This window comes from Methylobacterium sp. AMS5, assembly GCF_001542815.1.
In the GTDB taxonomy this organism is placed as follows: Bacteria; Pseudomonadota; Alphaproteobacteria; order Rhizobiales; family Beijerinckiaceae; genus Methylobacterium.
In genome coordinates this window covers 419,362-443,582 of record NZ_CP006992.1, presented here as the reverse complement: position 1 = coordinate 443,582, position 24,221 = coordinate 419,362, and the positions used below count along the sequence as shown (strand labels likewise).

Below are 24,221 nucleotides of genomic sequence, written 5' to 3'. Positions count from 1 at the left end.
TCATTGCACCACCAGCGATTCGACGATGAACTCGCGCACCGCCCCCTTGGTGCGGATCGCAACGCGCTCGTTCAGATCCTCGCGCAGGTGCTGGAGGCCGCTCGCGCCCTCGATCTGCGCCATCGACAGGGTGCGCAGATAGGCCAGCGCGTCGGCGCGGATCTCGGCGAGCGACACATCCGGGTTCGGCAGCGCCCCGGCCTGAAACACGACCGAGGATTCGATGCGCACCCAGGAATCGGCCGGCTCGGCGAGGTTGGCCACCACCGAGCCGACGCTGCGCAAGGACAGGTCGCCGGTGTAGTTGAGCACCTTCACCGCCTTGCCGGCCTCCTCGCGTTGCTTGAGGTCGACCGACTTCTCGACGCTGCCGAGCAGGTAGACGCCGAGCCCGCCCCCGGTGCCGACGGCGACCAGCGTGACGAGGGCGAGCGCCCCGATCCAGCCCTTGCCGCCCTTCTTGGAGTCCTTGGCGTCTGCCATCTCGATTCTCCTGGGTTCGCTCTCATCGCTTCGCGGTGAGAGCGGTTCGCCGCATCGGCGGCGGCGCGCGGTCGCGCTCGTGGCGAACGGGGGCGTTCGCGCAGGCGCGCTCGGGGCGTGCCGTCAGAACGGCGCGACGGTCTCGAAGACCCGCTGGCCCAGGCTCGGGCCCTGCACGTCGGTGATGCGCCCGCGCCCGCCGTAGGAGATGCGCGCCTCGGCGATCTTGTCGTAATCGATGGTGTTCTTGCGCGAGATGTCCCGCGGGCGGACGATGCCGGCGACTTCGAGCACACGGACCTCGTTGTTGACCCGCACTTCCTGCGAGCCCGAGATCAACACGTTGCCGTTGGGCAGCACCTCGGTGACCACCGCCGCAACCGAGAGGCTGAGCGATTCCTTGCGGTCGATCGAGCCCTGGCCCTTGGTCTCGGTGCCGGAGCGGATGCCGGTATCGGCGGTCGCCGTGTCCTTGAGGCCCGAGATGCCGTAGCCGAAATCGAAGCCGAGGCTGCTCTTCTGGCTGCGACCGCGTTCGCTCGCGTTGTCGAACTGCGCCTTGTCGTTGATGGCGATGCTGACCGTGATGACGTCGCCGACGTCGCGGGCGCGCGGATCCTGGTAGAGCGCGGCGCTCGCCGGGCTCCAGGTCGAGTGGTAGCTGTGGCGCGGGCCGAGCGCGCCGAAGGAGGTCGGCAGCGGCTCGCGCGGCGCGTTCAGCCCGGTGCCGATCGGCGTCAGCAGCGGCGGGCGGCCGAGCCGGTCGAGATCGCTCTGGCAGGCGCCGAGCGAGAGGGCCAGCACGGCCACGGCGGCGGAGGAGGGGCGCATCACGACCTCTGGTTCTTCTTGACGGCCGGAGCGGTCGCGTCCTTGCGGCCCGATTCCGACATCGCACGGGCGAGACCGGCGGCACGGGCCGCCTCCATCTCGGAGAGGATGGCGCTCGCGGTGCGGGCGTTGAGCTTGGTCAGCAGGGCGGCAGCCGCCTCGTCGGGCATGTTGGCGAGCTGGAGCGCCGCCGCGTCGGGCCGCATCTTGGCGTAGACCGCGACCACGCTCTCGTCGGCCTTGGCCAGGAACTCGTTGCGGCGCTTGAGCCACGCCTCGTACTCGGCCCGCTTCTCTTCGAGGAGCTTGATGCGCTCCTCGACCTGCCGCTCCATGGTCGCGAGCTGTTCCTTCTGCCACGCGAAGCGGGCATCGGCGGCAGCGTCCGCGATGTTGGCGCAGTAGCCGGACTTGGCCGGCTCCTTGGCGACGAAGTCCTGGGCCGTGACCTCCCTCGGTGCGTCGCGGGTGGCGAGCGCCCGCATCGCGGCGTCCTTGGCCGGGTCGGCATGCTCGCCGCCGGCCGCGAGTGCGGTTCCACCGAGCGCGAGCCAGCACAGGGCGATGCGCAGCGTCCCGTTCATCACTGCACCACAAGCTCCGCCTGGAGGGCGCCGGCGGTCTTCACCGCCTGCAGGATCGCGATGATGTCGGTCGGCTTCAGCCCGACCTGATTGAGCCCGCGCACCAGCGTCTGGAGATCGGAGCCGCCGAGGATGGCGAGCTTGCCGCGCTCCTCGCGCGCCGAGACCTCCGTGCGCGGCACCACCGTGGTCTGGCCGTTGGAGAAGGGCTCGGGCTGCGACACCTCCGGCGCCTCGGTGACCCGCACCGTGAGGTTGCCGTGGGTGACCGCGACCGTGGAGATCGTCACGTTGCGCCCGATCACGACGGTGCCGGTGCGCTGGTCCACGACGACGCGGGCCGGCGTGTCGGGCTGGATCGTCAGATCGCCGATCTGCGCCACGAGCCGGGTCTGGGCCATCTGGCGCCCGCGCATCACCACCACGGCGCGCTGGTCCCGCGCGCTGGCGATGCGACGGCCGAAGGCGCCGAGCGACCAGGTGTTGATCGCGTCGGAGATCTGTGTCGCGGTCTTGAAGTCGGGGTTCTTCAGCTCGAACACGAGTTCGGGCAGATCGCGGAAGGTGCCGGGCACCTCGCGCTCGATCATCGCGCCGTTCGGGATGCGGCCCGCGGTCGGCACGCCTTGCGTCAGCTGCTCGGCCTGGCCCTGCACCGAGAAGCCGGAGACCGCGAGCGGCCCCTGCGCCGCCGCGTAGACGAGGCCGTCGCCGCCGGTGAGCGAGGTCATCAGCAGGGTGCCGCCGCGCAGCGAGGTGGCGTCGCCCATGGAGGTGACGGTCACGTCGATGCGCGAGCCGGTGCCGGTATAGGGCGGCAGGTCGGCGGTGACCATCACGGCCGCGATGTTGCGGGTGCGCAGGCGGGCGTCGCGCACGTTGATGCCGAGCCGGTCGAGCAGCGATTGCAGCGATTGCTCGGTGAACTGCGCGTTGCGCAGGGTGTCGCCGGTGCCCTGGAGGCCGGTGACGAGGCCGTAGCCGAAGAGCTGGTTGTCGCGCACGCCCTTGAGCGTCGCGATGTCCTTGATGCGGGTGCCGGCGGCGAAAACCGGGCCGGTCATGACGGCAAAGCCAAGGCCGGTGAGCAGTCCGAGCAGCACAGCGAGGAGCAGGCGGCGGGTCATTGCGCGCCGATCCGGATGCGGCCGTCGGCCATCACCGTGCCGAGGATGATGCGGTTGGTGTCGGTGTTGCGCACGCGGATCGTCTCGCCGAGGCCGCCGTTCTGAAGCGGCGCTCCGACCGCGGTGATGACGAGGCCGTTCTCCTCGAAGATCATCTGCGTCGGCGCGCCCCGGCTCACGAGGCGGGGATCGTCCACGGCGTTGACCGGCACCGGCTCACCCGGCAGCAGCATCCGCCGGGCGACCCGGCCGGCGATCGCGGCGGAGGCATCGATGACCGCCGTGCGCGCCCGGTAGGTCGCGGGATAAGCCTGCATCCGCAGCATCGAGTCCTTGATCGTGTCGCCGGGATAGATCGTGACGGTCGGCACCGGCAGCATGAGTTCGGCATTCGCCATGCCCTCGACCGCCATGCCCTCGACGGCCTGTGCCGGAGCGATGGGTTGCGCCGAGCCGGCCGCGAGGGCGACGAGCACGAGGCCGCGGACGAAGGTCTTGCGGGGCATGGGGGGCTCGCGCCGAAGGAGGAGGGGAAGACGCGCAAGAGGATGCGCAAAGGGACGCCGACTTGGACGCCGCGCGTGTCAGCGGATGCCCTTGGAGACCGTTCCGGCCATCTCGTCGGCGGCCTGGATCACCTTCGAGTTCATCTCGAAGGCGCGCTGGGCCGTGATGAGGCTGGTGATCTCCTTCACCGGATCGACGTTCGATCCTTCGAGATAGCCCTGCTGCAGTTTGCCGTAGCTCACGTCGCCGGGATTGCCGACCACGGGCGCGCCGGAGGCAGGGGTCTCGCGGTAGAGACCGTTGCCGAGCGGTTCGAGGCCCGAATCGTTGGCGAAGTTGGCCAGCGTCAACTGGCCGACATTCTGCAACGCGACCTGCCCGTCGATCTTGGCGAAGACCTGACCGGACTCGTTGATCGTCACCTGCGTGGTGTTCTGAGGGATCAGGATCGCGGGATCGACCGCGTAACCTTCCATGGTCACGAGCTGGCCGGCGTTGTTCTTGTTGAACGAGCCTGCGCGGGTGTAATGGATCTCGCCCGCCGGGCTGGTGATCTGGAAGTAGCCGCGCCCGTTCACCGCCAGATCGAGCTGGTTGCCGGTGTTGGCCAGCGAGCCCTGCCGGTGGAGGTTGCGGATCGCGGCGGCGCGGACCCCGAGGCCGAGCATCGCGCCCTCCGGCACCGCCTCCTGGCCCGCTTGGTTCGGCACGCCCTGCTGCCGCTCGGCCTGATAGAGCAGATCGGTGAACTCGGCCCGCGCGCCCTTGAAGCCGGTGGTGTTCAGGTTGGCGATGTTGTTGGCGATGACTTCGAGGTTGAGCTGCTGGGCGGACATGCCCGTGGCGGCGATGGCGAGCGCGCGCATGGCGAGGGATCCTTCGGGCTAGCGCTCTCCGCCGGAGTGGAGGCCTGTTCGGCGTGAGAGAGCGCGTTGAAACGGAAGCGGCTCGGCCGATCAGATCGGCATGCGGCTGAGTTCGAGGTAGGCGGCGACCACCTTGTCGCGGATCGCCACCACGGTCTGGAGGCTCTGCTCGGCGGACATCACCGCCTCGACCACCTGCTGGGCGGTGGCCTTGCCCTGGATGCCGGAGATCGCCGTCGCCTCGCCGGCGCGCAGCGCATCGCGGGCGCTGGACGCGACCTGGGCCATCACGTCACCGAAATCGGTGGGCGCGGGCGGGGCGGTCCCGGCGATGCCCGAGAGGGCGGCCGGGCTGAACATGGCCTTCTGGGTCGGCGCGGCCCCGGCGAAGGAGGTGCCGGCGACCTTGTCGAAGGCGGCGAGCGAGTTGAGGGCTTCGATCATCGCGGGCGGCTCTTCAGGACTTCAGGAGATCGATAACGCTGGCGACCATGGCCCGGGCCTGTTTGATGACCTGGAGGTTCGCCTCGTAGGAGCGGTTGGCCTCGCGCATGTCGGCCATCTCGACGAGCATGTTCACGTTGGGCAGCTTGACGTTGCCGTTCGCATCGGCCGCCGCGTTGGCGGGGTCGTGCTCGGTGCGGAACGGGGCGTCGTCGGTGCCGATCTCGCGCAGGCGCACCGAGGCGATGCCCGCCGCCCGGTCGAGTTCGGCCCGGAACGTCACGGTCTTGCGGGCATAGGGGTCTGCGCCCGGGGTCGCGCCGGTCGATTGCGCGTTGGCGAGGTTCTCGGAGACGACCCGCATGCGCAGCGATTGCGCTTCGAGGCCGGCGCTCGCGAGCCGCGAGGCGGAGAGCAGGGGATCGATCATGCGCCGCCCTTCACTGCGGCCATCAGCATGCGATGGAACGACTTCACCACCGCCGTATCGAGGTTGTGCTGGCGGGAGACGTCGCCGGCCTTGAGCATCTCCTGCTCCAGGCTGACCGCGCTCGACGATTGGAGCACTTCCCAGGTCTCGGAGGCTTTGGCCTCGCGCACGGGGATGCCGGTGCCTTGCGTTCCCAGATGGCTCGTGGCGGTCGAGGCCATGTCGAGCCCGGTACGCGCCAGAACCTGGGCGAAGGGCATCACGTCCCGCGCCTTGTAGCCGGGGGTGTTCGCGTTCGCGACGTTTCCGGCGATGGTGGCCTGGCGCGTCGCGAGGAAACGCGCGTGCTGCGAGGCGAGGTCGAACAGGTAGACGCCCGTCGTCATGGCAACGCCCCCATCCCAAGGGCTCCTCAAGAAGCGCGGGACGCGGGCGCACCCGGACGGTGAAGCCCGCGTCAGATGGGAGGTTTAGGTAGGCAATCTTGCACGAGGCTGGCTCGTGCCTTGACACGGCCGATCCCGGAGGTAGCGCCTGCGGGTGATGGACCAGATCGATGAGCAGGCCGCTGCGGCCGTCTCCGACGGCGAGGGCGCAGCGTCCCTGCTGCCGGCCGCTTCACGCTATGCCGGGGGCGCCGGGCCGGGCGGACGCGAGGGGCTGCACCGCATCGCACCCAACAACCGCTTCGCGCGGGTGGGCTTGAGCTTTGCCGGTCTGACGCCCGGCACCTGGGCCTGCCTGCGATTCGGTCTCGCCTTCGACGCGGACGAGGCGGCGGCTCTGGCCGTCGACGCCGCCGCGGCCGGATTCGACTTCCTGGCGGCGGACGGTTCCAGCCTCGATCTCGACCACGTGCCCGGGTTGGCCTGCAGCCTGCTCGATCCGCACCTCGCCTGGATTCCGGGGCCGGCGCTCCTCGGTGCGGAGCCGTTCCGCATCGCGTTCCGCGTGCCCGATCAGGCGAGCGGCGTCAGCGTCACCTTGCGCTCCTGGCGCAACACCGGCGACGTCACCGTGGCCGACCCTGTGCTGCGCCTCGGCGAACCCGATCCGGCGCCGGCGCCGCGTCGGCGCCCGCTGTCAGGCGAGGGGCTGCATTTCGACTATGCGCTTGCCGAGGACGTCGCCCTGGTGCTGCGCGGCCAGATCTACGCCGCGCGGGCCGACGAACATGCCGCGCGGGTGCGGCTCGTCTACCGTGATGCGGCGGGAGCGGAGATCGCGCCGCCCTACGCCAACGCGGTCTCCGTGCCCGGCCTCGGTGCGGTCATCAATCTCTCGGCCCAGCCGCAAGCCCGCCGCTTCACCCTGACCCTGCGACCGCCGCCCGGTGCAACGGCCGTCGCACTCGATTTCGGTGTGTGGGAAGATGCCCAGACCGCCTCGGAGAGCGAGCTGATCGGTCAGCCCGAACTCGCGCTCGAAGACGATTTCCGCCTCGAAAGCCTCTGCGGCGACGACGTCCTCGATGCGCCGGCCTTCCTCGCCCGCCTCGCCGACCGGCTCGGCCTGCCCGAAGGCGTGCCCGCGTCGTGGCGGGCGGGTTCCGATACGGGCGCCGCGCCGATCCTCGCGCGGGCCCGCGACTTGCGCACCGGGCCGGACCGGAGTGCGCGGATCGAGGGGGAAAGCGTCGTCCTGACTCTGGCCGGCCTGCCCGATTGGACGTTGCCGGAGGCGCCGGACTGGCGCGAGGATCCGTTCCGTTCGGTGGCGTGGCGCCTCGCCTATCAGTCGCTGACGTGGCTGCTGCCGCTCGCCGCGCTTCCGGACGGCGCGGCCCGCGCCCGGACCATCGCCGCCGCGTGGTCGCGGGCCAATCCGTGGGGCCAGCCGGCGGACGGCCTGACTCTGCACCCGGCGGCTCTGGCCCCCCGCGGCGACGTGCTGGCGAGCCTGCTCTCGGGCGGCGATGAGCCCGCCCGAGACGAGCCCATCCGCGCCGAGATCGCCGCGGAGGCTGCACGGCAGGGCTTCGCGCTCGCCGAGATCGTCGGGCAGAACACCCTGGCGCGGGCCCTGCACGGTATCCAGGCGGCGGCGGCGCTCCTCGCCGTCGCGCGGGCGCTGCCCGGCTTCGCATTCGCCCCGCACTGGGCCTCTCTGGCGCGCGACAGCCTCACCCACGGCTTCGATTCGCTGCTGTCGGAGGCGGGCGCATTCACCGATGCCGCCCCGGTGCGGCGCCTCGATCTCCTGAGCCATGGGCAGGCGATCGCCGACGCGCTCGGTGAGACCGAACCCGGCCCGACGATCCGCTGCCGCGTCGATGCGGCTTTGCCCGGTCTTGCCGGGCTGATCGATCGCGGCGGACGGCTGCCGCCCTTCGGCGATGCCCCTGCCGGCCTCGACCATGCCGCCTGGATCGCCCGGCTCTCCTCGCGGGGCCATTCTCAGGGGCAGGACCTCGTCGCAGTGCGCGACGCGGCGCCCATTCCCGAGGGCCGCACCGCCGGCATGCTTGCGCTCCGCCACGATGGGATGGAGCAGGGCTGGGGGCATTTCGCCCTCACCCATGCCGCGCAATCACCGCACGGGCATCGCGACTGCACCTCCTTCACCTTCGCCACCGGCTCGCGGCGCTGGATCGTGGAAGGGGGCGGCGCCGAGGGCGTCGAGGTCGGCCCGGCGCGCCACTACCTGCTCTCGCCCCGCGCCCACAACGTCGCCATCCCCGATGGCTGCGAGCCGGTCGCCGGTTCGGGCACGCTGAGCACACGCCTCACGCTCGACGGTGCCGAGGCCCTGATGCTCTCCACCACCGTGCATGGGCCCAACTACGCCCATGCGCGCCTCTTCCTCGTGCTCGACGATCTGAGCGGGATGGCCGTAATCGACCGATTCGTGCGGGTGGGGCCTTCGCTGTCGTTCGAGGGGCTGCTGCATCTGCCCCCCGATACCCTCGTCGCGCTCTCCAGCCCCCGCCGGGCGCTCGCCCAGCAGGAGGGGCGGCGGCTCGAATTCTTCGCGATTCCGCTGAAGGGGCAGGCGGCCGGGTTGGAGGTTGCCATCGGCCGCAGCGACCGGCCGCACGCGATGCAGGGGTTTTGCGCGACGGGATCGGGCGGGCTGAGGCCGGCGCCGGTTCTGCGCTACGCGTTCACAGGCCGCGACACGGTCTGCGGCGGTATCGTCATCGCCGCGGATGCAGGGGCGGAGCAGCGGCTGGTGCGGCTGCTCGCCGATAACGCGGTGCGGCTTTGGGTGGAGGGATGAGTGCCGGCTGAATGCATCGGCACTCCGGATACGCTAAAGCCGTCTTCGACCTGATCGCATCGGTCCGACGTCTCTCAAGCATCGTCCTGGATACCTGATCCAGGACGATGCTTGAGGCTCTTGTTTCCGCATCATCTTTTTTCCGAAAGCCGGCAGCCACCTTTCGGACGATGCTCCAAGTCTTTGTTTAGACGCGCATTCTTGCGCCGAACCGGCATCCGCTTCTTCGGAAAGCGCTCCAGGGTTCAGAGCCCGGCGCCGATGACGGCGACGGCGCGGTCGATCGACAGGTAGAACACGCCGAAGGCCACCATCGCCGCGGCGGCGAATTCGAGGGTCTGGTTCGGCAGGGTCTGGAACCGGCGCATGGTCTCGCGGCCGAAATAGGCGGAGGCCCAGGCCAGGGTCAGGACGGCCGGCATCACGAACAGGTAGGACAGCGTGCTCTCGATCCGCATCGGATCGGACGGGTCGATCAGTGCGCGGATGTTGCGCACCCACGGCGCGGAAGCCGCCGCGTAGAGCGTCGTCAGCCAGGCCAGCCCGACCGCCACGCCGAGGTGGAAGGTGAACAGGCGATGCAGGCGCGAGAAGTCGTCGCGCGCGTCGTCGAGCGTCATGCGGCAAGCCCCCAAACGTTCCGGCCGCTGATTCTTGTGCGATCCGGCCATGGGCCAGGAGATGGGGGGCAAGGTGGAGTTTTTTGTGACACGGGGACGGCGGCCTTAGGGCCGCCGTCCCATGGGCCGTTCTTCCGCCTCAGGCGGCCGTCTCGGGCCGGTTCTCGCGCATCAGCTTCACGAATCGTTCGAACAGATAGTGGCTGTCACGCGGGCCCGGAGAGGCTTCCGGGTGGTGCTGTACCGAGAAGGCGGGGCGGTCGGTGAGCGAGAGACCGCAATTCGAGCCGTCGAACAGCGAGACGTGCGTCTCGACCGCGGTCTCGGGCAGGCTCGTGGGATCGACCGCGAAGCCGTGGTTCATCGAGACGATCTCGACCTTGCCGGTGGTGTGGTCCTTCACCGGGTGGTTCGCGCCGTGATGGCCCTGGCCCATCTTCACCGTGCGCCCGCCCAGCGCGAGGCCCATGAGCTGGTGGCCGAGGCAGATGCCGAAGGTCGGCACCCGCTCGTCGAGCAGCTTGCGAATGACCGGCACGGCGTATTCGCCGGTCGCGGCCGGGTCGCCGGGGCCGTTGGAGAGGAACACGCCGTCCGGCTTCAGCGCCATGATGTCCTCGGCCGTGGTCGTGGCCGGCACCACGGTGACGTCGCAGCCAGCCTCCGCCAGCAGACGCAGGATGTTGCGCTTCACGCCGTAATCGATGGCCACGACCTTGAGGCCCTGGCCCTGCGCCCGCGAGCCGTAGCCGCCCTTCACCGCCCAGACGGTCTCGGTCCAGGCCGTGGTCTCGCGGGAGGTCACCGGCGGCACGAGGTCGAGACCTTCCATCGGCGCGAGCGCCGCCGCGCGGGCCTTCAGCGCCTCGCGGTCGAATCTTCCGTCCGGGTCGTTGGCGATGACGGCGTTGGGCATGCCGCGGTCGCGGATCAGCGCGGTCAGCGCCCGCGTGTCGATCCCGGTGATGCCGACGATGCCGCGGGCCTTGAGCCAGCCGTCGAGATGCGAGGACGAGCGCCAGTTCGAGGGCTTGGTGACGGCCGAGGCGATCACCGCGCCGCGCACGCCGGAGGCCGGGGCCGCCTCGAGGCTTTCCAGATCCTCGTCGTTGGTGCCGACATTGCCGATATGCGGGAAGGTGAAGGTGACGATCTGCCCGGCATAGGACGGGTCGGTCAGGATCTCCTGATAGCCCGTCATCGCCGTGTTGAAGCAGACCTCGCCGTCGGCGGCGCCGGTCTGGCCGATGCCGAAGCCTTCGAGCACGGTGCCGTCGGCCAGGACGAGCAGGGCCGTCACCAGCGGCTCGCTCCAGGGCTCGGGCGCCTTGGGTTCCGGGTTCGTGCGCGCGGGATCGGCGCGCAGGGTCGCGGGTTCGTCTTGCAGCATGGGTCCGATCCGGCTTATGTCCGCCGCCTCGCGCGGCCGCTCATTCGGGCCGCGGGGCAAGGCGATATCTCGCGGGGCTCATAGCGAGCCGGCCGCGCCTGGGTCAATCTGGGCGCGGAATCAGTCGTGCGCAATGCCCTGGACGTAATCGGACGTCCGCATCGAAACAGCCGACGGGAGTCATAGCATCATGCTGCGCGAGCGCATCACCGCCGAAATGAAAGCGGCCATGAAGGCCGGCGAGAAGCAGAAGCTCTCGACCGTGCGCATGATTCAAGCGGCGCTCAAGGACCGCGACATCGCCGCGCGCGGCGAGGGCAAGGGTGAGACGGGCGAGGACGAAATCCTCGCGCTCCTCCAGAAGATGATCAAGCAGCGCCAGGAGGCTGCGGGCGTCTACGAGCAAGGCGGCCGGCCCGAACTCGCCGAGAGCGAGCGCGCCGAGGCCGAGATCATCCAGACCTTCCTGCCCCAGCAACTGGACGAGGCCGAGACGCGCGCGGCCATCGCCGACGCTATCGCCGAGACCGGCGCCGAGAGCCCGAAGGACATGGGCAAGGTGATCGCCGCGCTGAAGGGCAAGTATACCGGCCGCATGGATTTCGGCCGCGCGAGCGCGCTGGTGAAGGACGCGCTGGCGGGCAAGTGATGTTTCGCCTTGAAGAGCGTGGCTCTTCAAGGCGGCGCGACCCAACGCGCCTCCTCACCCTGAGGCGCCCGCATCAGCGGGCTTTGAAGAGTCTTCCAGAAGGGTCTTCCGGAGGGCGCGCGGGATCCTGGAGGATTCCTCGAGGCTGCTTTGCAGCACCTCAGGATGAGGTCGTGGAGGGGAGACCTGTCTCTCCCGTCACGCCGGCCCGGCATCGATCCGCATGCGGAAGATCGCGTAGGGCGGCTCCTGCCGGTCGATGCCGCCATTATGCTCCGGGCGGCGGTTGGCCTGGGCGGACGACAGGTAGAGCCAGCCGTCCGCCGTGATCCAGAACGTGTCCGGCCAGATCAGGCGCGGATCGGTGGCGATGACCTCGACCCGCCCGTCCCGATCGCGCCGGCCGATGCCGTTGAACTCCTGCAGGCTGAGATAAATCCGGTCGCGCGAATCGGTGGCGAGCCCGCCGGTCAGGCCCTTTTCGCCGAGATCCGTCACCGTTTCCGCGACCGCCGCGTCGTTCTTTCCCGCATCGAGCAGGGCGGCGGTCTCGACCGCGTAGAGGCGCCGGCTCATCAGGGGCGTGTAGTACAGCCGTGCGCCATCCGGGCTCAGCGCGATGCCGTTGGCGCCGCCCTTGATCGGGCTCGTCGTGCCGTCGGCCTCGCGTTTCAGCAGCACGCGGCCCTCGACGATCTTGAGGATGCCGGGCACCGATCGCGTGCTGGCGTGGTCGGCGAGCCGCCGCACAGCACGGCCGCTCGCGAGATCGACGGCGATCAGCGCGCCCGCGCCGGTCTGGCCCTGATCGGTGATGTAGGCCGCCTCGCGACCCGGCCTCACATCGACCCGCAGATCGTTGAGCGAGGAGGTCTCCGTCACGACCGATTGCAGCGGGATCGTGCGCACGATCCCGTTCGTCGCCGGATCGATGCAGACGAGCTTGGCCGCCCCCGGCACCGGCTCCCCCGACGAGGCCATCAGCCCGGCATCGAGCAGCCAGAGGCGGTTCCTTGCATCGAACACGCCATTGGGGACGTGGAACAGCGTCTCGGCCGGGCGCGCCGGATCGGGCCGGTTCGCCGCCTCGCTCGGATAGGGCACGACCCGCCCGTCCGGAAACACCTCGCCCGCGGTGAACACCGTCGTCCCGTCGAAGCGGGGCATGAACAGGAACATCCGGCCGTCTGCGGACAGCGTCAGCCCGGTCGGCGTCGTCGGCGCCTGCGCGGCGACGACGCGTTCGAGGGCGCCGACCGGCGCGGTGGCCGCTTCAGCCTGGGCCGGCCGCGTTGCCATCGTCCGCGCGGCGGCCAACCTTGCGGTGCCGGCGAGCAGCGTGCGTCGCGCGAGGCGGACCGTCATGGGCGGCTCCCTTGTGAGGCGATTGCGGCACCGCGCGCCTTGGTCTCGATGGCGAGCACACGCTTCCCGGCGCAGAGGAGCAGCCGCCGTCCGTCCGGCCCGCCGAAGGCGATGTTGGCGCACGGGCCCTCGGTCGGGATGTGCCCGACCGGGCGTCCGTCGGCCGACCAGATCCGCACGCCGTCACCCGTGCCGGCATAGACCCGTCCGTCGGTATCGACCTTCACGCCGTCCGGCACGCCCTTCGAAACGGTGGCGAAGACGCGCTCGTTCGCGAGTTGCCCGTCCGCGACGTCGAAGGCGCGGATCTCACCGGCCGCTCCTTCTCGGGTGCCTGATTCGCAGATGTAGAGAACGCGCTCGTCGGGCGAGAAGGCGAGCCCGTTGGGCTGTACGAACCGATCCGTGGCGACGGCGAGCGACCCGTCGGGCGCGAGGCGGAAGACGAAGCGGCCCTTTTGCTCGGACGGGCGCGGCTTGCCCTCCTCGGGCTGATCGATGCCGTAAGTGGGATCGCTGAACCAGATCGCGCCGTCGCGGGCCACGACGACGTCATTGGGCGCGTTGAGCCGCCCGCCATCGTAACGGTCGGCCAGCACGGTGATGCTGCCGTCGGTCTCCCGTCGCACGACCCGCGAGGTGCGGTGCTCGCAGGTGACGAGGCGACCCTCGGCATCGACGGCGTTGCCGTTGGAATTGTTGGAGGGCTCGCGAAACACCTCGGCGCGACCGCCCTCGCGGATCAGCATCATCCGGTTGCGGCGCACGTCGCTGACGATCAGGCCGCCGAGGGACGGCACCCAGACCGGCCCCTCGCACCACGCGCCCTCGTCATACAGCGTTTCCGCCCTGGAAGAGGGATCGAGCACCGCCGAGAGGTCGTCGGCGGCCAGCGCCCTGGACGCGAGCGCGCCGAGCAGGGCGAGGCCGAGGAGCGGGCGGCGGGCGATGCCGCGGCGGGGGGGCGAGGGCGATTCCGTCATCGGGCCGGCAACGCATCGCCCCGGCGAAAGCTCCGCGGGACGTCTCATATCGAGGGGCCTGGCAACCGCCCGTCGCCCCGCCGCCGCGGGGATGTCCGGCGATGACTCGTCGTCATCTCCGAACGGCATTAACAGTCGGTCAGGCCCGCCGCGCTAGAATTCCCGCCGCAAGGCCGGTCCTCGACGTCCACGCGATCCGCTTCCAGCAGAGTCACCGTGCGCTACCCGCCCCACATCCTCGAAGAGATCCGCGCCCGCGTGCCCACCTCCGAGGTGGTCGGCCGGCGCGTGCGGCTGAAGAAGGCCGGCCGCGAGTGGCGCGGCCTGTCGCCGTTCAATTCGGAGAAGACGCCCTCCTTCTACGTGAACGACCAGAAGCAGTTCTACCACTGCTTCTCCTCCGGCAAGCACGGCGACATCTTCAAGTTCGTCATGGAAACGGAAGGCCTGAGCTTTCCCGAGGCGGTCGAGCGGCTGGCCGGCGAGGCCGGCGTCACCCTGCCGAAAATGACGGTGGAGAACGAGCAGGCCGAGGAGCGGCGCAAGGGCGCGCTCGAAGTCATGGAACTGGCCGCCGCCTATTTCGAGGAGCAGTTGCGCGGGCCGGCGGGCGGGGAGGCGCGGGCCTATCTCAACCGGCGGGCCCTGGGCGAGGCAACGCGCAAGACGTTCCGGCTCGGCTATTCCCTGCCCGGCCGCTACGCCCTGCGCGATTTCCTCGCGGGCAAGGGCGTCGATCGCGACCTGATGCTGGAACTGGGGCTGCTCACGGCGCCCGAGGGGGTGAACGTCCCCTACGACAAGTTCCGCGACCGGATCATGTTTCCGATCCTCGACATCCGCGGCCGGGTCGCCGCCTTCGGCGGCCGGGCGATGCAGGCCGAGGCCAAGGCGAAGTACATGAACTCGCCGGAGACGCCGCTCTTCCACAAGGGGCGGATGCTCTACAACCTCCACGCCGCCCGCAAGGCCGCGCACGACCGCAGCCGCATCGTCGCGGTCGAGGGCTACGTCGACGTCATCGCCATGACCCTGGCCGGCTACCCCGAGACGGTGGCGCCGCTCGGCACCGCGCTCACCGAGGATCAGCTCGCCCTGCTCTGGCGGCACGCCGACGAGCCGATCCTCTGCTTCGACGGCGACGGGGCGGGCCAGCGCGCCGCCTTCCGCGCCCTCGACGTGGCCCTGCCGATGCTGGAACCCGGCAGATCCCTGCGCATCGCGATGCTGCCGCAGGGGCAGGATCCGGACGACCTGATGCGCTCCGGCGGTCCCCCGGCGATCGAAGCGGTGCTCTCGGCGGCGCGCCCCCTCGTCGAGATGCTGTGGGCGCGCGAGGCCGAGGCGGCGACCCTCGAGACGCCGGAGCGTCGCGCCGGGCTCGCACGGACCCTGCGGGAGGCGGTGGCCGGCATTCGCGACGAGACCGTGCGCCGCTTCTATCGCGACGACATCGAGGGGCGGCTGCGGGGCTTGTCCGGCGGGTTCTCCGGCGGACGCTCCGAGCGCCCGGCTGGCGGACGTCCGGCGAGCCCGCGCGGCGCCCCGTTCCAGCGCCGGCCGCGCCCCGGCGATCCGCCGCCCTCGCCCCGCATCACCACCGGCTTCAACCCGTTGCTGAAGACGGCGGCTCCCATGCCGGCGGCGGGCGGGCGGGCGGCCAAGCGCGAGGCGATGATCGTCATGAGCCTGCTCGCGCATCCGGAACTGCTCGGAATCGAGGAGGAAGCGCTCGCGGCCCTCGAATTGGTCAACCCGGATGCCCGCGCGCTTCGCACCCTCCTGCTCGACCGGGCGGCGGAGGCCGGCACCCCGGAGGCCGAGTTGATGGAGGCGCGGCTGCGTCGCGCGGGGCTCGAAGAGGCACATGCCCGGCTGCTCGCCCTGGTCAGTTCCGGCGACCGCTGGATGCTCGATCCGAACGCCGATCCGCAGCGTCTCGAACAGACTCTGCATCAGGCCGTGATCTTGCACCGGCAGACAGGAGCGCTACATAGCGAACTTCACCAAGCTGAGAGAGCTCTTGCCGAGGACGGATCCGAGGCCAATTTCGCTTGGCTATGCGACGTGCAGCAGCAATTGGCAGTGATCGCTGCGGCCGAAGCGGAAGCGGAGGTCTCTCATGAGGAATGAATTCGCGCCGGCGTGACCCTAGGGTGACGGCGGCGGGGGGCCGACTTGGTTAACGGTCGGTCAACGCACGGCAAGTTAGAGCGGATGCAACGAGAATCGGCGCGGGCACTCGACAAGCGCGCCATTCCACGACATTGCGACGGGTCTTTCGCGGAGCGCGGGCTCAGCCTGCGGCGCCGCCACGAGAACAATAGGCTGAGCATGGCAACGAAGGCAACCGAGCGGGACGATGCGGACGCCGCCCAGGATCAACCGACGGACGGCCCGCTCCTTGACCTGACGGATGCCGCCGTCAAGCGGATGGTCAAGCTCGCGAAGAAGCGCGGTTACGTCACCTACGAAGAGATCAACGAGGTCCTCCCGGACGGTCAGGTCGACGGCGACCAGATCGAGGATGTGCTCGCGCAGCTCGACGACATGGGCATCCGCGTGGTCGAGGCGGAGGAATCCGAGGAGGCTGCGCCCGAGGCCAAGGCCAACGGCGAAGCCTCCGAGGAGGAGGAGAGCACGGAGGGCGGAGAGGTCGCCGAGACCTCCGGCACCCGCGCCGTCGCCGTGGCGGCTCCCACCACCCGCGAGCCGACCGACCGCACGGACGATCCCGTGCGGATGTACCTGCGCGAGATGGGCTCGGTGGAGCTGCTCTCGCGTGAGGGCGAAATCGCGATCGCCAAGCGCATCGAGGCTGGCCGCGAGGCGATGATCGCGGGTCTCTGCGAGAGCCCGCTGACCTTCCAGGCCATCATCATCTGGCGCGACGAACTCGTCGACGGCAAGGTGCTGCTGCGCGACATCATCGATCTCGAAGCCACCTATGCCGGCCCCGACGCCCGCGGCGCGCCGCAGGAGGCGGAAGCTGAGGGTGAGGAATCGGAGGAGGCCGAAGGCGCCGTCCCGCCGGAAGGCGGCGACGACGAGGACGACATGGAGAACAACGTGTCGCTTGCGGCCATGGAGGCCGAGATCAAGCCGCGGGTTCTCGAGACCTTCGACAACATCGCCTCGAACTACCGCAAGCTGCGCAAGCTCCAGAACGAGGAGACGGAGCTGAAGACGGGCGGCGGCACCGTCACCTCCGCGCAGACCAAGAAGCAGGCCGAGCTGAAGGACATCGTCGTCACCGACGTGAAGTCGCTCTCGCTCAACGCCAACCGCATCGAGGCGCTGGTCGAGCAGCTCTACGACATCAACAAGCGCCTCATCTCGCATGAGGGCCGCCTGATGCGCGCCGCCGAGCACCACGGCGTCGCCCGCGACGAGTTCCTGCGTCACTACCAGGGCTACGAACTCGACCCGAACTGGATGGACCGCGTCGCCACTCTAGGCGGCAAGGGCTGGAAGAACTTCGTCGAGCGCGGCGGCCGGCAGGTCGCGGACCTGCGCGAGCAGATCCTGACGCTCGCCTCGGAGACCGGCCTGCAGATCGGCGAGTACCGCAAGATCGTCGCCATGGTGCAGAAGGGCGAGCGCGAGGCTCGCCAGGCGAAGAAGGAGATGATCGAGGCCAACCTGCGCCTCGTGATCTCGATCGCCAAGAAGTACACCAACCGCGGCCTGCAGTTCCTGGACCTGATCCAGGAGGGCAATATCGGCCTGATGAAGGCGGTCGATAAGTTCGAGTACCGCCGCGGCTACAAGTTCTCGACCTACGCCACGTGGTGGATCCGGCAGGCGATCACCCGCTCGATCGCCGATCAGGCGCGCACGATCCGCATTCCGGTGCACATGATCGAGACGATCAACAAGATTGTTCGTACTTCGCGTCAGATGCTCCATGAAATCGGACGGGAGCCCACGCCCGAGGAGCTGGCCGAGAAATTGGCCATGCCGCTGGAGAAGGTCCGAAAAGTCTTGAAGATCGCCAAGGAGCCGATCTCCCTCGAAACGCCGATCGGCGACGAGGAGGATTCGCATCTCGGCGACTTCATCGAGGACAAGAATGTCGTTCTGCCGATCGACGCGGCGATCCAGTCGAACCTGCGCGAGACCACGACCCGTGTCCTCGCCTCGCTGACGCCGCGCGAGGAGCGCGTGCTGCGCATGCGCTTCGGCATCGGCATGAACACCGACCACACTCTCGAAGAGGTGGGGCAGCAGTTCTCGGTGACCCGCGAGCGCATCCGCCAGATCGAGGCGAAGGCCCTGCGCAAGCTCAAGCATCCGAGCCGGTCGCGGAAGCTTCGAAGCTTCCTCGACAACTGATCCGGGCCTCAAAACCGGCCGCCCTTCGGGGCGGCCGTTCTCGTTTCAGGCCCGGCGTCGACGCGCCGGGCGCCACGCGCGGCGGGCGAGCAGGGCGGCCAGGGTCCCCGCTGCGCCGACGGGTGCGTAGACGGCGAGGAGCGCGAGCCCGAGGCCTGCCTCCCCGAACAGGTGGTCGCTGAGCAGGCCGACCAGAAGCGGCCCGAGTCCGAACCCAGCCAGATTGACCGTTGCGAGGAACAGGGCGTTGACCCGGCCGCGCAGCCGCTGCGGGGTCAGAATCTGGATGCCGGCCAATCCGGGTGGACTGGTAAAGCCGAGCAGCGCGACGAGTCCGGCGAATCCGAGCAGCGAGAGAGACAGATCGGGACTCAAGCTCGCGAACGCCGTCATCGGCACCGCCAGGATCAGCCCCAGCGCCAGAAGCAGCGGAGCGGCATCCGCGCGCCCGGCGCCGCGCAGCCGGTCCAGCACCAGCCCGCCCGCGAAATGACCGAGCGGCGCGGCGATCAGCACGAGGAGGCCGAGGCGCAGGCCGCTCTCCGCCGGGGTGAGGCCGAAGGAGCGGACATAGAAGGTCGGCGCCCAGGCGGTGAGGGTCTGTGTCATGAGGACCGCGGCCGTCGCGGCGGCAACGTGCGGCAGGTACGCCTTCCGCCGCCGCCAGATCCAGGCCAGAGCGCTGCGAAGCGACACTCCGGGCGGCCCGCGCGACGCCTGCGCCGAAGCGGCGGCCCGCGGGGTCGGCTGGATGCGCAGGACGAGGATCACGAGGACCAGGTTCGGCAGCGCCGCGAGGACGAGCAGGGCTTGCCAAGGGGGAAGCGGCTCAAGGCCGGGAAGGGTGAGCCCGCCCCGTGCCGTCAGCCATGCCAGCACGGCCCCACCCGCGAGCAGGGCGAAGCTACGGCCGAGCGTGGCGCCGGCGGTGAGCGCCGAGATGCCCCGGCCGAGGCGATCCCGGCGCAGATGCCGGGTCATCAGCGAGAGGGCGGCCGGGCCGAACCCCGCCTGACCCACGCCGAGCGCGACGCGCGCCACGAGAAGCGCGCCGAACCCGCTCGCGACGCCGCTGGCGAAAGTCGCCGCACTCCATAAGGAGAGCCCTGCCAGGAGAAGGCCGCGCTGGCGACCGCGATCGGCCACGATGCCCAGCAGCGGAAGGGCGAGCGCGTAGGGGAGGGCGAAGGCCGAGCCTTGGAGCAAGCCGAGTTGGGTATCGCTCAGGGCCAGTGCCTGCTTGAGCGGGGTTGCGACCAGCGTCAGGAGAAACCGGTCGCTGAAGGCCGCGAACTGGATCATCGCCAGCAAGGCGACGAGCGGCCAGCCCACGAGGCCGGCTCGGGCGACGGCTGTGCCCGGCTGCGGGTTCGCGGAAGGGAATGACATGCGTGGGGTCAGGCGAGGGCGCGCGACCACGCGGACATCAGGTTCGCGGCACTTTCGCCGGGCAGGGGCTGGCCGAGGGTGCCTGCGCGCGGGTGGCGCATCTCGGCGCGATAGCGGCCCGGCGGCAAGCCGAACGTGCCGCGGAAGGCGCGGCTGCAATGACTCTCGCTGGCAAAGCCGTGATCGAAGGTGAGGGTGGTGATCGAGCGGGCCTCGACCGGATTGCGGAGCGCCGAGCTCAACCGTTCGAGGCGACGGGTCAGGATGTGGTAGGCGACGCCGCCCGTCGGCTCGAACAGGCGATAGAGCGCGCTGCGCGACAACCCCGCCCCCCTTGCGACCATCGATACGTCGAGTGAGGGGTCGTTCAGCCGCGCTTCGATGAACGCCTCCGCGCGCCGCCGCCGCAGATCGGCGATGAGGGCGCTCGAAGCCTCGTCGTCGAGCCTGACCTGCCCGAGAGCGCCGGCCAGCAACTCGGTCAGCGCACGGGCGGTGCTCTCCGCGGTGCTCGGCTCGGCGGCGGCGGCCCGCCGCGCGAGGGATCCCATCAGGTCGCCGAGCAGACCCGACACCGCCTCCGGCAAGATGTGCCCGTGATAGCGGCTCGCCTCGGGCGCCGCTGCCTCGACCAGTTTCCGGCTCAGGCTCACGGTGACGGTCGATGCCGATTCGATCCACGTGCGCTGCGGGCGGCTCATGTCGAACAGGATGACGTCGCGGGGTGCGAGGCGGCGTTCCGCATCGATGGGACCGCCGAAATAGGTGCCGTTGCGCAGGTACTGGATCACGAAGTGATCGAAGCCGTCGCGGCGCACGCGGGCCCCGTCACGCCAATGCCTGACGCCGCTCAAAGTCCGCTCGAAGACGTTCATCGGGCCGAACCGATGCGCCTCTACGTGAGCGCGGAACAGCCTATCGGTCGCTGCGACGTTGGTCCCGACCGAGTAGAGCGCATAGTATCCCTCGAAGCCGTCCGCCTCGGATGTGAAGGTGAAGGATTGGTTCGACACGGGCCAGGGAGCGCGCAAGACTCTGAAAGCGTGAGCCCGTGCTGTTATCGGTATCGCTTCAAACAATCGCAAGCGCGCTATTATGCAGAAAATACCACGCTCGCGATGTGTTGAGGGGCGTCCATCGATCGATGACCAGAGCGCTTTCCGACGAAACGGTCGCCGGTTCGGCGAAAGAATGCGTGTTGAAACAAAGGCCGGGAAACGCCGACCTGATGCCGTCAGGTCGGATACGGCTCAACGGACGGGCTCTCCGCCCCTTTTCGTGCCGCAAGGCGCCTCGGGTCGGGCCTACTCGACGACGAAGCGCGTCTCGCCGGCGCTGCGGTTCCAGAACAGGGTCACCGTGCTGACATTGCACAGGTTGACGCCGCGAAACTCGGACTCGTCTCCGTCGTTGTAGACGACCTTGATGTCCCACTTGCAGGCGTTCGAGCCGCCGTTGAACGTGATGTCGGCCTTGTCGCCGTTGCCGATCGCATCCTTGCCCATCACGTCCTGACCCCAGTGCGACTGGTTGACGGGCCCGACATAGACCTCGTCGATCTGGTAGCCGGTGCGGTTGACGAGCGTGAAATCCTGCTTGCCCTGAGCGAGGGTGAGGCTCGGTGCAAGCGCCGCAGTGGCCAGAAGGGTGAGGCTGAAAGCGGTTCTCAACATGTCGGGTCGTCCTGGCGCCGATCGATCGGCGGGTCCGGCAGGCGTCCTCCTGCCACGCTTTCGCCTTAGCGCAGGGGCGTGCGCTTCGCATTGCCGGCTTGCTTCGATTTCTTGATCCAGCGTCCCAAATACGGTCATGCTGGTCGACCTTGCCCGGCCTCCCGCGTCACGATGCGGCCAAGCTCGTTCCTTAAAGCCGGAGCGTGCCGGGCGTTCGTCGTCCACCATGCGCTCAAAGCGCCAGCTGTGCCCCGCGCGAAGCCTTGCTTTGAGCACCCGAGAACCCACCTTCCCCCGATGCGCGACGCCGACGCCCCGAAACCAACGCCGACGGCTCTCGCCGACGGATCGGAAGCCGAGGACGTCCCGTTCGGAGCCCTACAACGCTGCGTTGGCATCCGCGACTGGCTGCTCGGGGAGGGCGCCCGGTTGCCCAAGGCCGACGACCTGCTCGCGGGGCTCGCCGAGCGCCTCAACGCGATCGGCGTGCCGATCGACCGGGCCTCAACGGCCATCGACACGCTTCATTCCGAGTATTCGGGTGTCGGTCGCGTCTGGACCCGCGGCGCCGGCTCGACGGTGCGCCTATTTCCCCACGGCGAGGTCTCCGCGAAGGCCTACCAAGCGAGCCCCTTCTCCACCGTGCACGAATCCGGCGAGTGGCTGAGCCTCGACCTCGCGGAGACCGCCGAGGACGCCTACGCGATCATCCCCGAACTGAAGGCCGACGGCTATACGCACTACCTCGTCGCGCCCCTGATCTTCACCAACGGCAACAAGAACGGCATCACCTTCGCCACGCGCGCGAAAGACGGTTTTCGCGATGAGGACATCGCGATCCTGCGCTTCGTCATGCCCGCGCTCGCCGCGGTGATGGAGATGCGCATCCTCAACAAGCAACTCGATACGGTGCTGCGCATCTATGTCGGCGACGAGCCGCATCGCGCGATCCTCTCGGGCGATATCCGGCGCGGGCAGGTGCGCCGCATCCGTTCGGCGATCCTGTTCGCGGATATGCGCGACTACACGCGCCTGTCCGCCAACCGGACGCCGGAGGGCGCGGTCGATCTCCTGAACGCGTTCTTCGACTGCCTTGTGCCGCCGATCGAGCGGGAGGGCGGCGAGGTGCTGAAATATCTCGGCGACGGGCTTCTCGCGATCTTCCGCGAGTCGGGCGACGATCTCGGCGGCGCGGCCAAGAGTGCGCTCACGGCGGCGGAGGCGGCGTTGTCGGCCCTTGCCGAGGCGAACGCGGTCGGGCGCTTCGGCCAGGGCGAGCGGGTGGTCGATGCCGGCATCGCCCTGCATCACGGTGAGGCGGCCTACGGCAATGTCGGCTCCGGCACCCGGCTCGACTTCACCGTGATCGGCCGCGACGTGAACCTCGCGAGCCGCCTGGCGCGGCTCAACCGCACGCTTCAGGAGCCGCTCCTGATGTCGAAGCCGTTCGTGGACTTCCTGTGGGGCGACCCCGAAGCGCTGGGAAGCCACGTCCTCGACGGGTTCGATGAGCCGATGGCGGTGTACCGCCCCGGCCGGAGGCGGGCCGCGAAGGCCGCCGCGGCGGAATGAATCGTCCACGAACGCGGCCCCGGCGTTCGGGCGCCTCCGTCATCCGGTGTGCCGCGTAGACGGATTTACCCGCTTCCGGCCCCGTGAGGGATTGACCGCGCGCCTGCCGGGGCCCACATCCGATCTGTTCCAGGGAGATCCCCGACAAGGGGCTGAGAAACCGCTATCGCCGTCGCCGGCAGCGCGGAAATCCTTCGAACCTGATCCGGCTCATACCGGCGTAGGGATTGGACCTGATGGGCGCTCGTTCGAGCGGACCCGCTTCTATCGAAGCATATGGTGCCAGTTCCTGCGGGCAGACCCGTGGAAGGCACGTTTTTCGATGTCAGACCTGCTGACCTCCCCGATCGGCCAGCGCCGTAGCCTCGCGATACGACCGCGCGCGGCGGAGTTGCCGCAGCGTGCCGACGTCGCGGTGGTCGGCGCGGGGCTGATCGGCCTGTCGATCGCGTGGCGGCTGGCGCAGGCCGGCCGCTCGGTGGCCGTGGTGGAGCGCGGGAGCGTCGGCAGCGGTGCGAGCCTCGCCGCGACCGGCATGCTGGCGCCGGCCGCCGAACACGAGCCGGGCTCCGATCTGCTGTTGCCGCTGGCGCTCGAATCCCTGCGCCGCTGGCCGGCTTTTCGCGACGCGCTCCAGGCGGCCTCGGGCCGCGAGATCGATTACCGCGCCGACGGCACCCTCGTGATCGCCATCGGCCGCGACGAGGTGGAGCGCCTGCGCTTCCGCCACGACCTGCAGCGCCGCTCGGGCGTCGCCGCCGAATGGCTGTCCGGCCCGGAGGTGCGCGCGCGTGAGCCGCTGCTGCGCCCCAACGTCACCGCCGGCATCCTCTGCCCCCTCGACGCCCAGGTCGATCCCCGGCTCGTGATGGAAGCGCTGCTGCGCGCCTGCGAGGCGGCCGGCGTCGTCATCAGCGAGGGTGTCGCGGTCGAGGGGCTGGAGCGCCGGGGCGGGCGCGTCACCGGCCTGCACGCCGCCGGCCGCACGCTCGCCGCCGACACGGTGATCCTGGCCGCCGGCGCATGGAGCGGGGAGGCGAGCCTGCTTCCCGGCGACCTCGCCGTGCCGGTCCGGCCGCTCAAGGGACAGTCGCTGGCCCTGCGCACGACCAAGCGCACCGGCACCCTCTCCCGCATGGTCTGGACCGACGCGGTGCACATGGCGCCGAAGGGCGACGGACACCTCATCATCGGCGCCACGGTGGAGGATTGCGGCTTCACCAGCGGTGTCACCGCGGGCGGAATGTTCGCCTTGCTGGAGGGCGCGCGGCGGGTTCTGCCCGGTATCGAGGAGATGGAGATCGACGCGGTCTGGAGCGGCTTCCGCCCGACCTCGGACGACGACGCACCGATCATCGAGGAGGCCGCGCCCGGCCTCGTCGTCGCTACCGGCCATCACCGCAACGGCTACCTGCTCGCCCCCGCGACCGCCGACGCCGTGGCGACGCTCCTCACCGAGGGCGCGCTGCCGGACTTCGCCCGCGGCTTCGGACGGGCGCGCTTCTCATTATCGAATCAAACCGGAGGGAGGGCCGTGGCATGAGGCTGACCGTCAACGGAGAGACCTGCGAGCGCGAGGCGGCCGACCTCGCCGCCCTGTTCGCGACCGAAGCCGAAGAGCGGGGCATCGAGAGTTCCCAGGGAATCGCCATCGCCGTCAACGGCCGCGTCGTGCGCAAAAGCGTCTGGGCCGAAACGTCACTCAATGAGGGCGACCGGATCGAGATCGTCCGCGCCATGCAGGGAGGCTGACC

Annotated in this window: 23 protein-coding genes and 1 riboswitch; of the genes, 7 read left to right on the top strand and 16 right to left on the bottom strand. The window is 69.7% G+C overall.

The window, feature by feature from the left end:
* The 9 genes from Y590_RS02040 to flgB form a co-directional block, all read right to left on the bottom strand.
* A complete protein-coding gene (locus Y590_RS02040) occupies positions 1-483 on the bottom strand; it encodes a flagellar basal body-associated FliL family protein (RefSeq protein ID WP_060768418.1) in 483 nt (160 codons plus the stop codon).
* A 123-nt stretch (positions 484-606) separates the two neighbouring features.
* On the bottom strand, positions 607-1,314 hold the full coding sequence (gene flgH, locus Y590_RS02035; RefSeq protein ID WP_003602007.1) for a flagellar basal body L-ring protein FlgH: 708 nt from the start codon (positions 1,312-1,314) through the stop codon (positions 607-609).
* Positions 1,314-1,898: a MotE family protein gene (locus Y590_RS02030; RefSeq protein ID WP_060768417.1), complete on the bottom strand. Its 585-nt coding sequence runs from the start codon at positions 1,896-1,898 to the stop codon at positions 1,314-1,316. The genes flgH and Y590_RS02030 overlap by 1 nt, the downstream gene beginning before the upstream one ends.
* The gene (flgI, locus tag Y590_RS02025; RefSeq protein ID WP_060768416.1) at positions 1,898-3,025 is read right to left on the bottom strand and encodes a flagellar basal body P-ring protein FlgI; all 1,128 of its coding nucleotides are present in this window, start codon (positions 3,023-3,025) and stop codon (positions 1,898-1,900) included. Before flgI ends, Y590_RS02030 begins: the two co-directional genes overlap by 1 nt.
* A complete protein-coding gene (flgA, locus tag Y590_RS02020; RefSeq protein WP_060768415.1) occupies positions 3,022-3,531 on the bottom strand; it encodes a flagellar basal body P-ring formation chaperone FlgA in 510 nt (169 codons plus the stop codon). The genes flgI and flgA overlap by 4 nt, the downstream gene beginning before the upstream one ends.
* 78 nt (positions 3,532-3,609) lie before the next feature.
* Positions 3,610-4,398: a flagellar basal-body rod protein FlgG gene (flgG, locus tag Y590_RS02015; protein WP_060768414.1), complete on the bottom strand. Its 789-nt coding sequence runs from the start codon at positions 4,396-4,398 to the stop codon at positions 3,610-3,612.
* A gap of 90 nt (positions 4,399-4,488) precedes the next feature.
* A complete protein-coding gene (fliE, locus tag Y590_RS02010; RefSeq protein WP_060768413.1) occupies positions 4,489-4,842 on the bottom strand; it encodes a flagellar hook-basal body complex protein FliE in 354 nt (117 codons plus the stop codon).
* A gap of 13 nt (positions 4,843-4,855) precedes the next feature.
* Complete coding sequence (flgC, locus tag Y590_RS02005; RefSeq protein WP_060768412.1) at positions 4,856-5,272, bottom strand: flagellar basal body rod protein FlgC; 417 nt, start codon at positions 5,270-5,272, stop codon at positions 4,856-4,858.
* Positions 5,269-5,658, bottom strand: coding sequence for a flagellar basal body rod protein FlgB (flgB, locus tag Y590_RS02000; RefSeq protein ID WP_060768411.1), 390 nt, complete (start codon positions 5,656-5,658; stop codon positions 5,269-5,271). The genes flgC and flgB overlap by 4 nt, the downstream gene beginning before the upstream one ends.
* 157 nt (positions 5,659-5,815) lie before the next feature.
* On the opposite strand from flgB, the gene Y590_RS01995 reads away from it, so the two are divergent.
* Complete coding sequence (locus Y590_RS01995; RefSeq protein ID WP_060768410.1) at positions 5,816-8,491, top strand: heparinase II/III domain-containing protein; 2,676 nt, start codon at positions 5,816-5,818, stop codon at positions 8,489-8,491.
* 245 nt (positions 8,492-8,736) lie between these two features.
* Here Y590_RS01995 and Y590_RS01990 read toward each other — a convergent pair whose 3' ends face one another.
* Both Y590_RS01990 and carA read right to left on the bottom strand, forming a co-directional pair.
* A complete protein-coding gene (locus Y590_RS01990) occupies positions 8,737-9,111 on the bottom strand; it encodes a hypothetical protein (RefSeq protein ID WP_060768409.1) in 375 nt (124 codons plus the stop codon).
* Between the two features lie 139 nt (positions 9,112-9,250).
* Entirely contained in the window at positions 9,251-10,501 is a 1,251-nt protein-coding gene (carA, locus tag Y590_RS01985; protein WP_060768408.1) for a glutamine-hydrolyzing carbamoyl-phosphate synthase small subunit, read from the bottom strand.
* 190 nt (positions 10,502-10,691) lie between these two features.
* Here carA and Y590_RS01980 point away from each other — a divergent pair, with 190 nt between their 5' ends.
* Positions 10,692-11,150: a GatB/YqeY domain-containing protein gene (locus Y590_RS01980; RefSeq protein WP_060768407.1), complete on the top strand. Its 459-nt coding sequence runs from the start codon at positions 10,692-10,694 to the stop codon at positions 11,148-11,150.
* Positions 11,151-11,348: 198 nt separating this feature from the next.
* Here the strand turns inward: Y590_RS01980 and Y590_RS01975 are convergent, their stop codons facing one another.
* Positions 11,349-12,515: an L-dopachrome tautomerase-related protein gene (locus tag Y590_RS01975; protein WP_060768406.1), complete on the bottom strand. Its 1,167-nt coding sequence runs from the start codon at positions 12,513-12,515 to the stop codon at positions 11,349-11,351.
* Positions 12,512-13,498: an SMP-30/gluconolactonase/LRE family protein gene (locus Y590_RS01970; protein WP_060768405.1), complete on the bottom strand. Its 987-nt coding sequence runs from the start codon at positions 13,496-13,498 to the stop codon at positions 12,512-12,514. Before Y590_RS01970 ends, Y590_RS01975 begins: the two co-directional genes overlap by 4 nt.
* A 216-nt stretch (positions 13,499-13,714) precedes the next feature.
* On the opposite strand from Y590_RS01970, the gene dnaG reads away from it, so the two are divergent.
* Entirely contained in the window at positions 13,715-15,631 is a 1,917-nt protein-coding gene (gene dnaG / locus Y590_RS01965) for a DNA primase (protein WP_060768404.1), read from the top strand.
* Positions 15,632-15,832: 201 nt separating this feature from the next.
* Positions 15,833-17,833 carry an RNA polymerase sigma factor RpoD gene (rpoD, locus tag Y590_RS01960; RefSeq protein WP_060768403.1) on the top strand — a complete coding sequence of 667 codons (2,001 nt, stop codon included), beginning with the start codon at positions 15,833-15,835 and terminating at the stop codon, positions 17,831-17,833.
* Positions 17,834-17,878: 45 nt separating this feature from the next.
* Here rpoD and Y590_RS01955 read toward each other — a convergent pair whose 3' ends face one another.
* From Y590_RS01955 to Y590_RS01945, 3 genes are all read right to left on the bottom strand, one after another.
* Complete coding sequence (locus tag Y590_RS01955) at positions 17,879-19,222, bottom strand: MFS transporter (protein WP_060768402.1); 1,344 nt, start codon at positions 19,220-19,222, stop codon at positions 17,879-17,881.
* 8 nt (positions 19,223-19,230) lie between these two features.
* Entirely contained in the window at positions 19,231-20,235 is a 1,005-nt protein-coding gene (locus tag Y590_RS01950; protein ID WP_060772117.1) for a helix-turn-helix domain-containing protein, read from the bottom strand.
* 291 nt (positions 20,236-20,526) lie between these two features.
* The gene (locus Y590_RS01945; RefSeq protein ID WP_060768401.1) at positions 20,527-20,895 is read right to left on the bottom strand and encodes a hypothetical protein; all 369 of its coding nucleotides are present in this window, start codon (positions 20,893-20,895) and stop codon (positions 20,527-20,529) included.
* A gap of 297 nt (positions 20,896-21,192) precedes the next feature.
* On the opposite strand from Y590_RS01945, the gene Y590_RS01940 reads away from it, so the two are divergent.
* From Y590_RS01940 to thiS, 3 genes are all read left to right on the top strand, one after another.
* Complete coding sequence (locus Y590_RS01940) at positions 21,193-22,467, top strand: adenylate/guanylate cyclase domain-containing protein (RefSeq protein ID WP_060768400.1); 1,275 nt, start codon at positions 21,193-21,195, stop codon at positions 22,465-22,467.
* Between the two features lie 122 nt (positions 22,468-22,589).
* Positions 22,590-22,712: riboswitch (TPP riboswitch) on the top strand.
* A 77-nt stretch (positions 22,713-22,789) separates the two neighbouring features.
* Entirely contained in the window at positions 22,790-24,010 is a 1,221-nt protein-coding gene (gene thiO / locus Y590_RS01935) for a glycine oxidase ThiO (RefSeq protein ID WP_060768399.1), read from the top strand.
* The gene (gene thiS / locus Y590_RS01930; protein ID WP_060768398.1) at positions 24,007-24,219 is read left to right on the top strand and encodes a sulfur carrier protein ThiS; all 213 of its coding nucleotides are present in this window, start codon (positions 24,007-24,009) and stop codon (positions 24,217-24,219) included. Before thiO ends, thiS begins: the two co-directional genes overlap by 4 nt.
* The last annotated feature ends 2 nt before the right edge of the window (positions 24,220-24,221 follow it).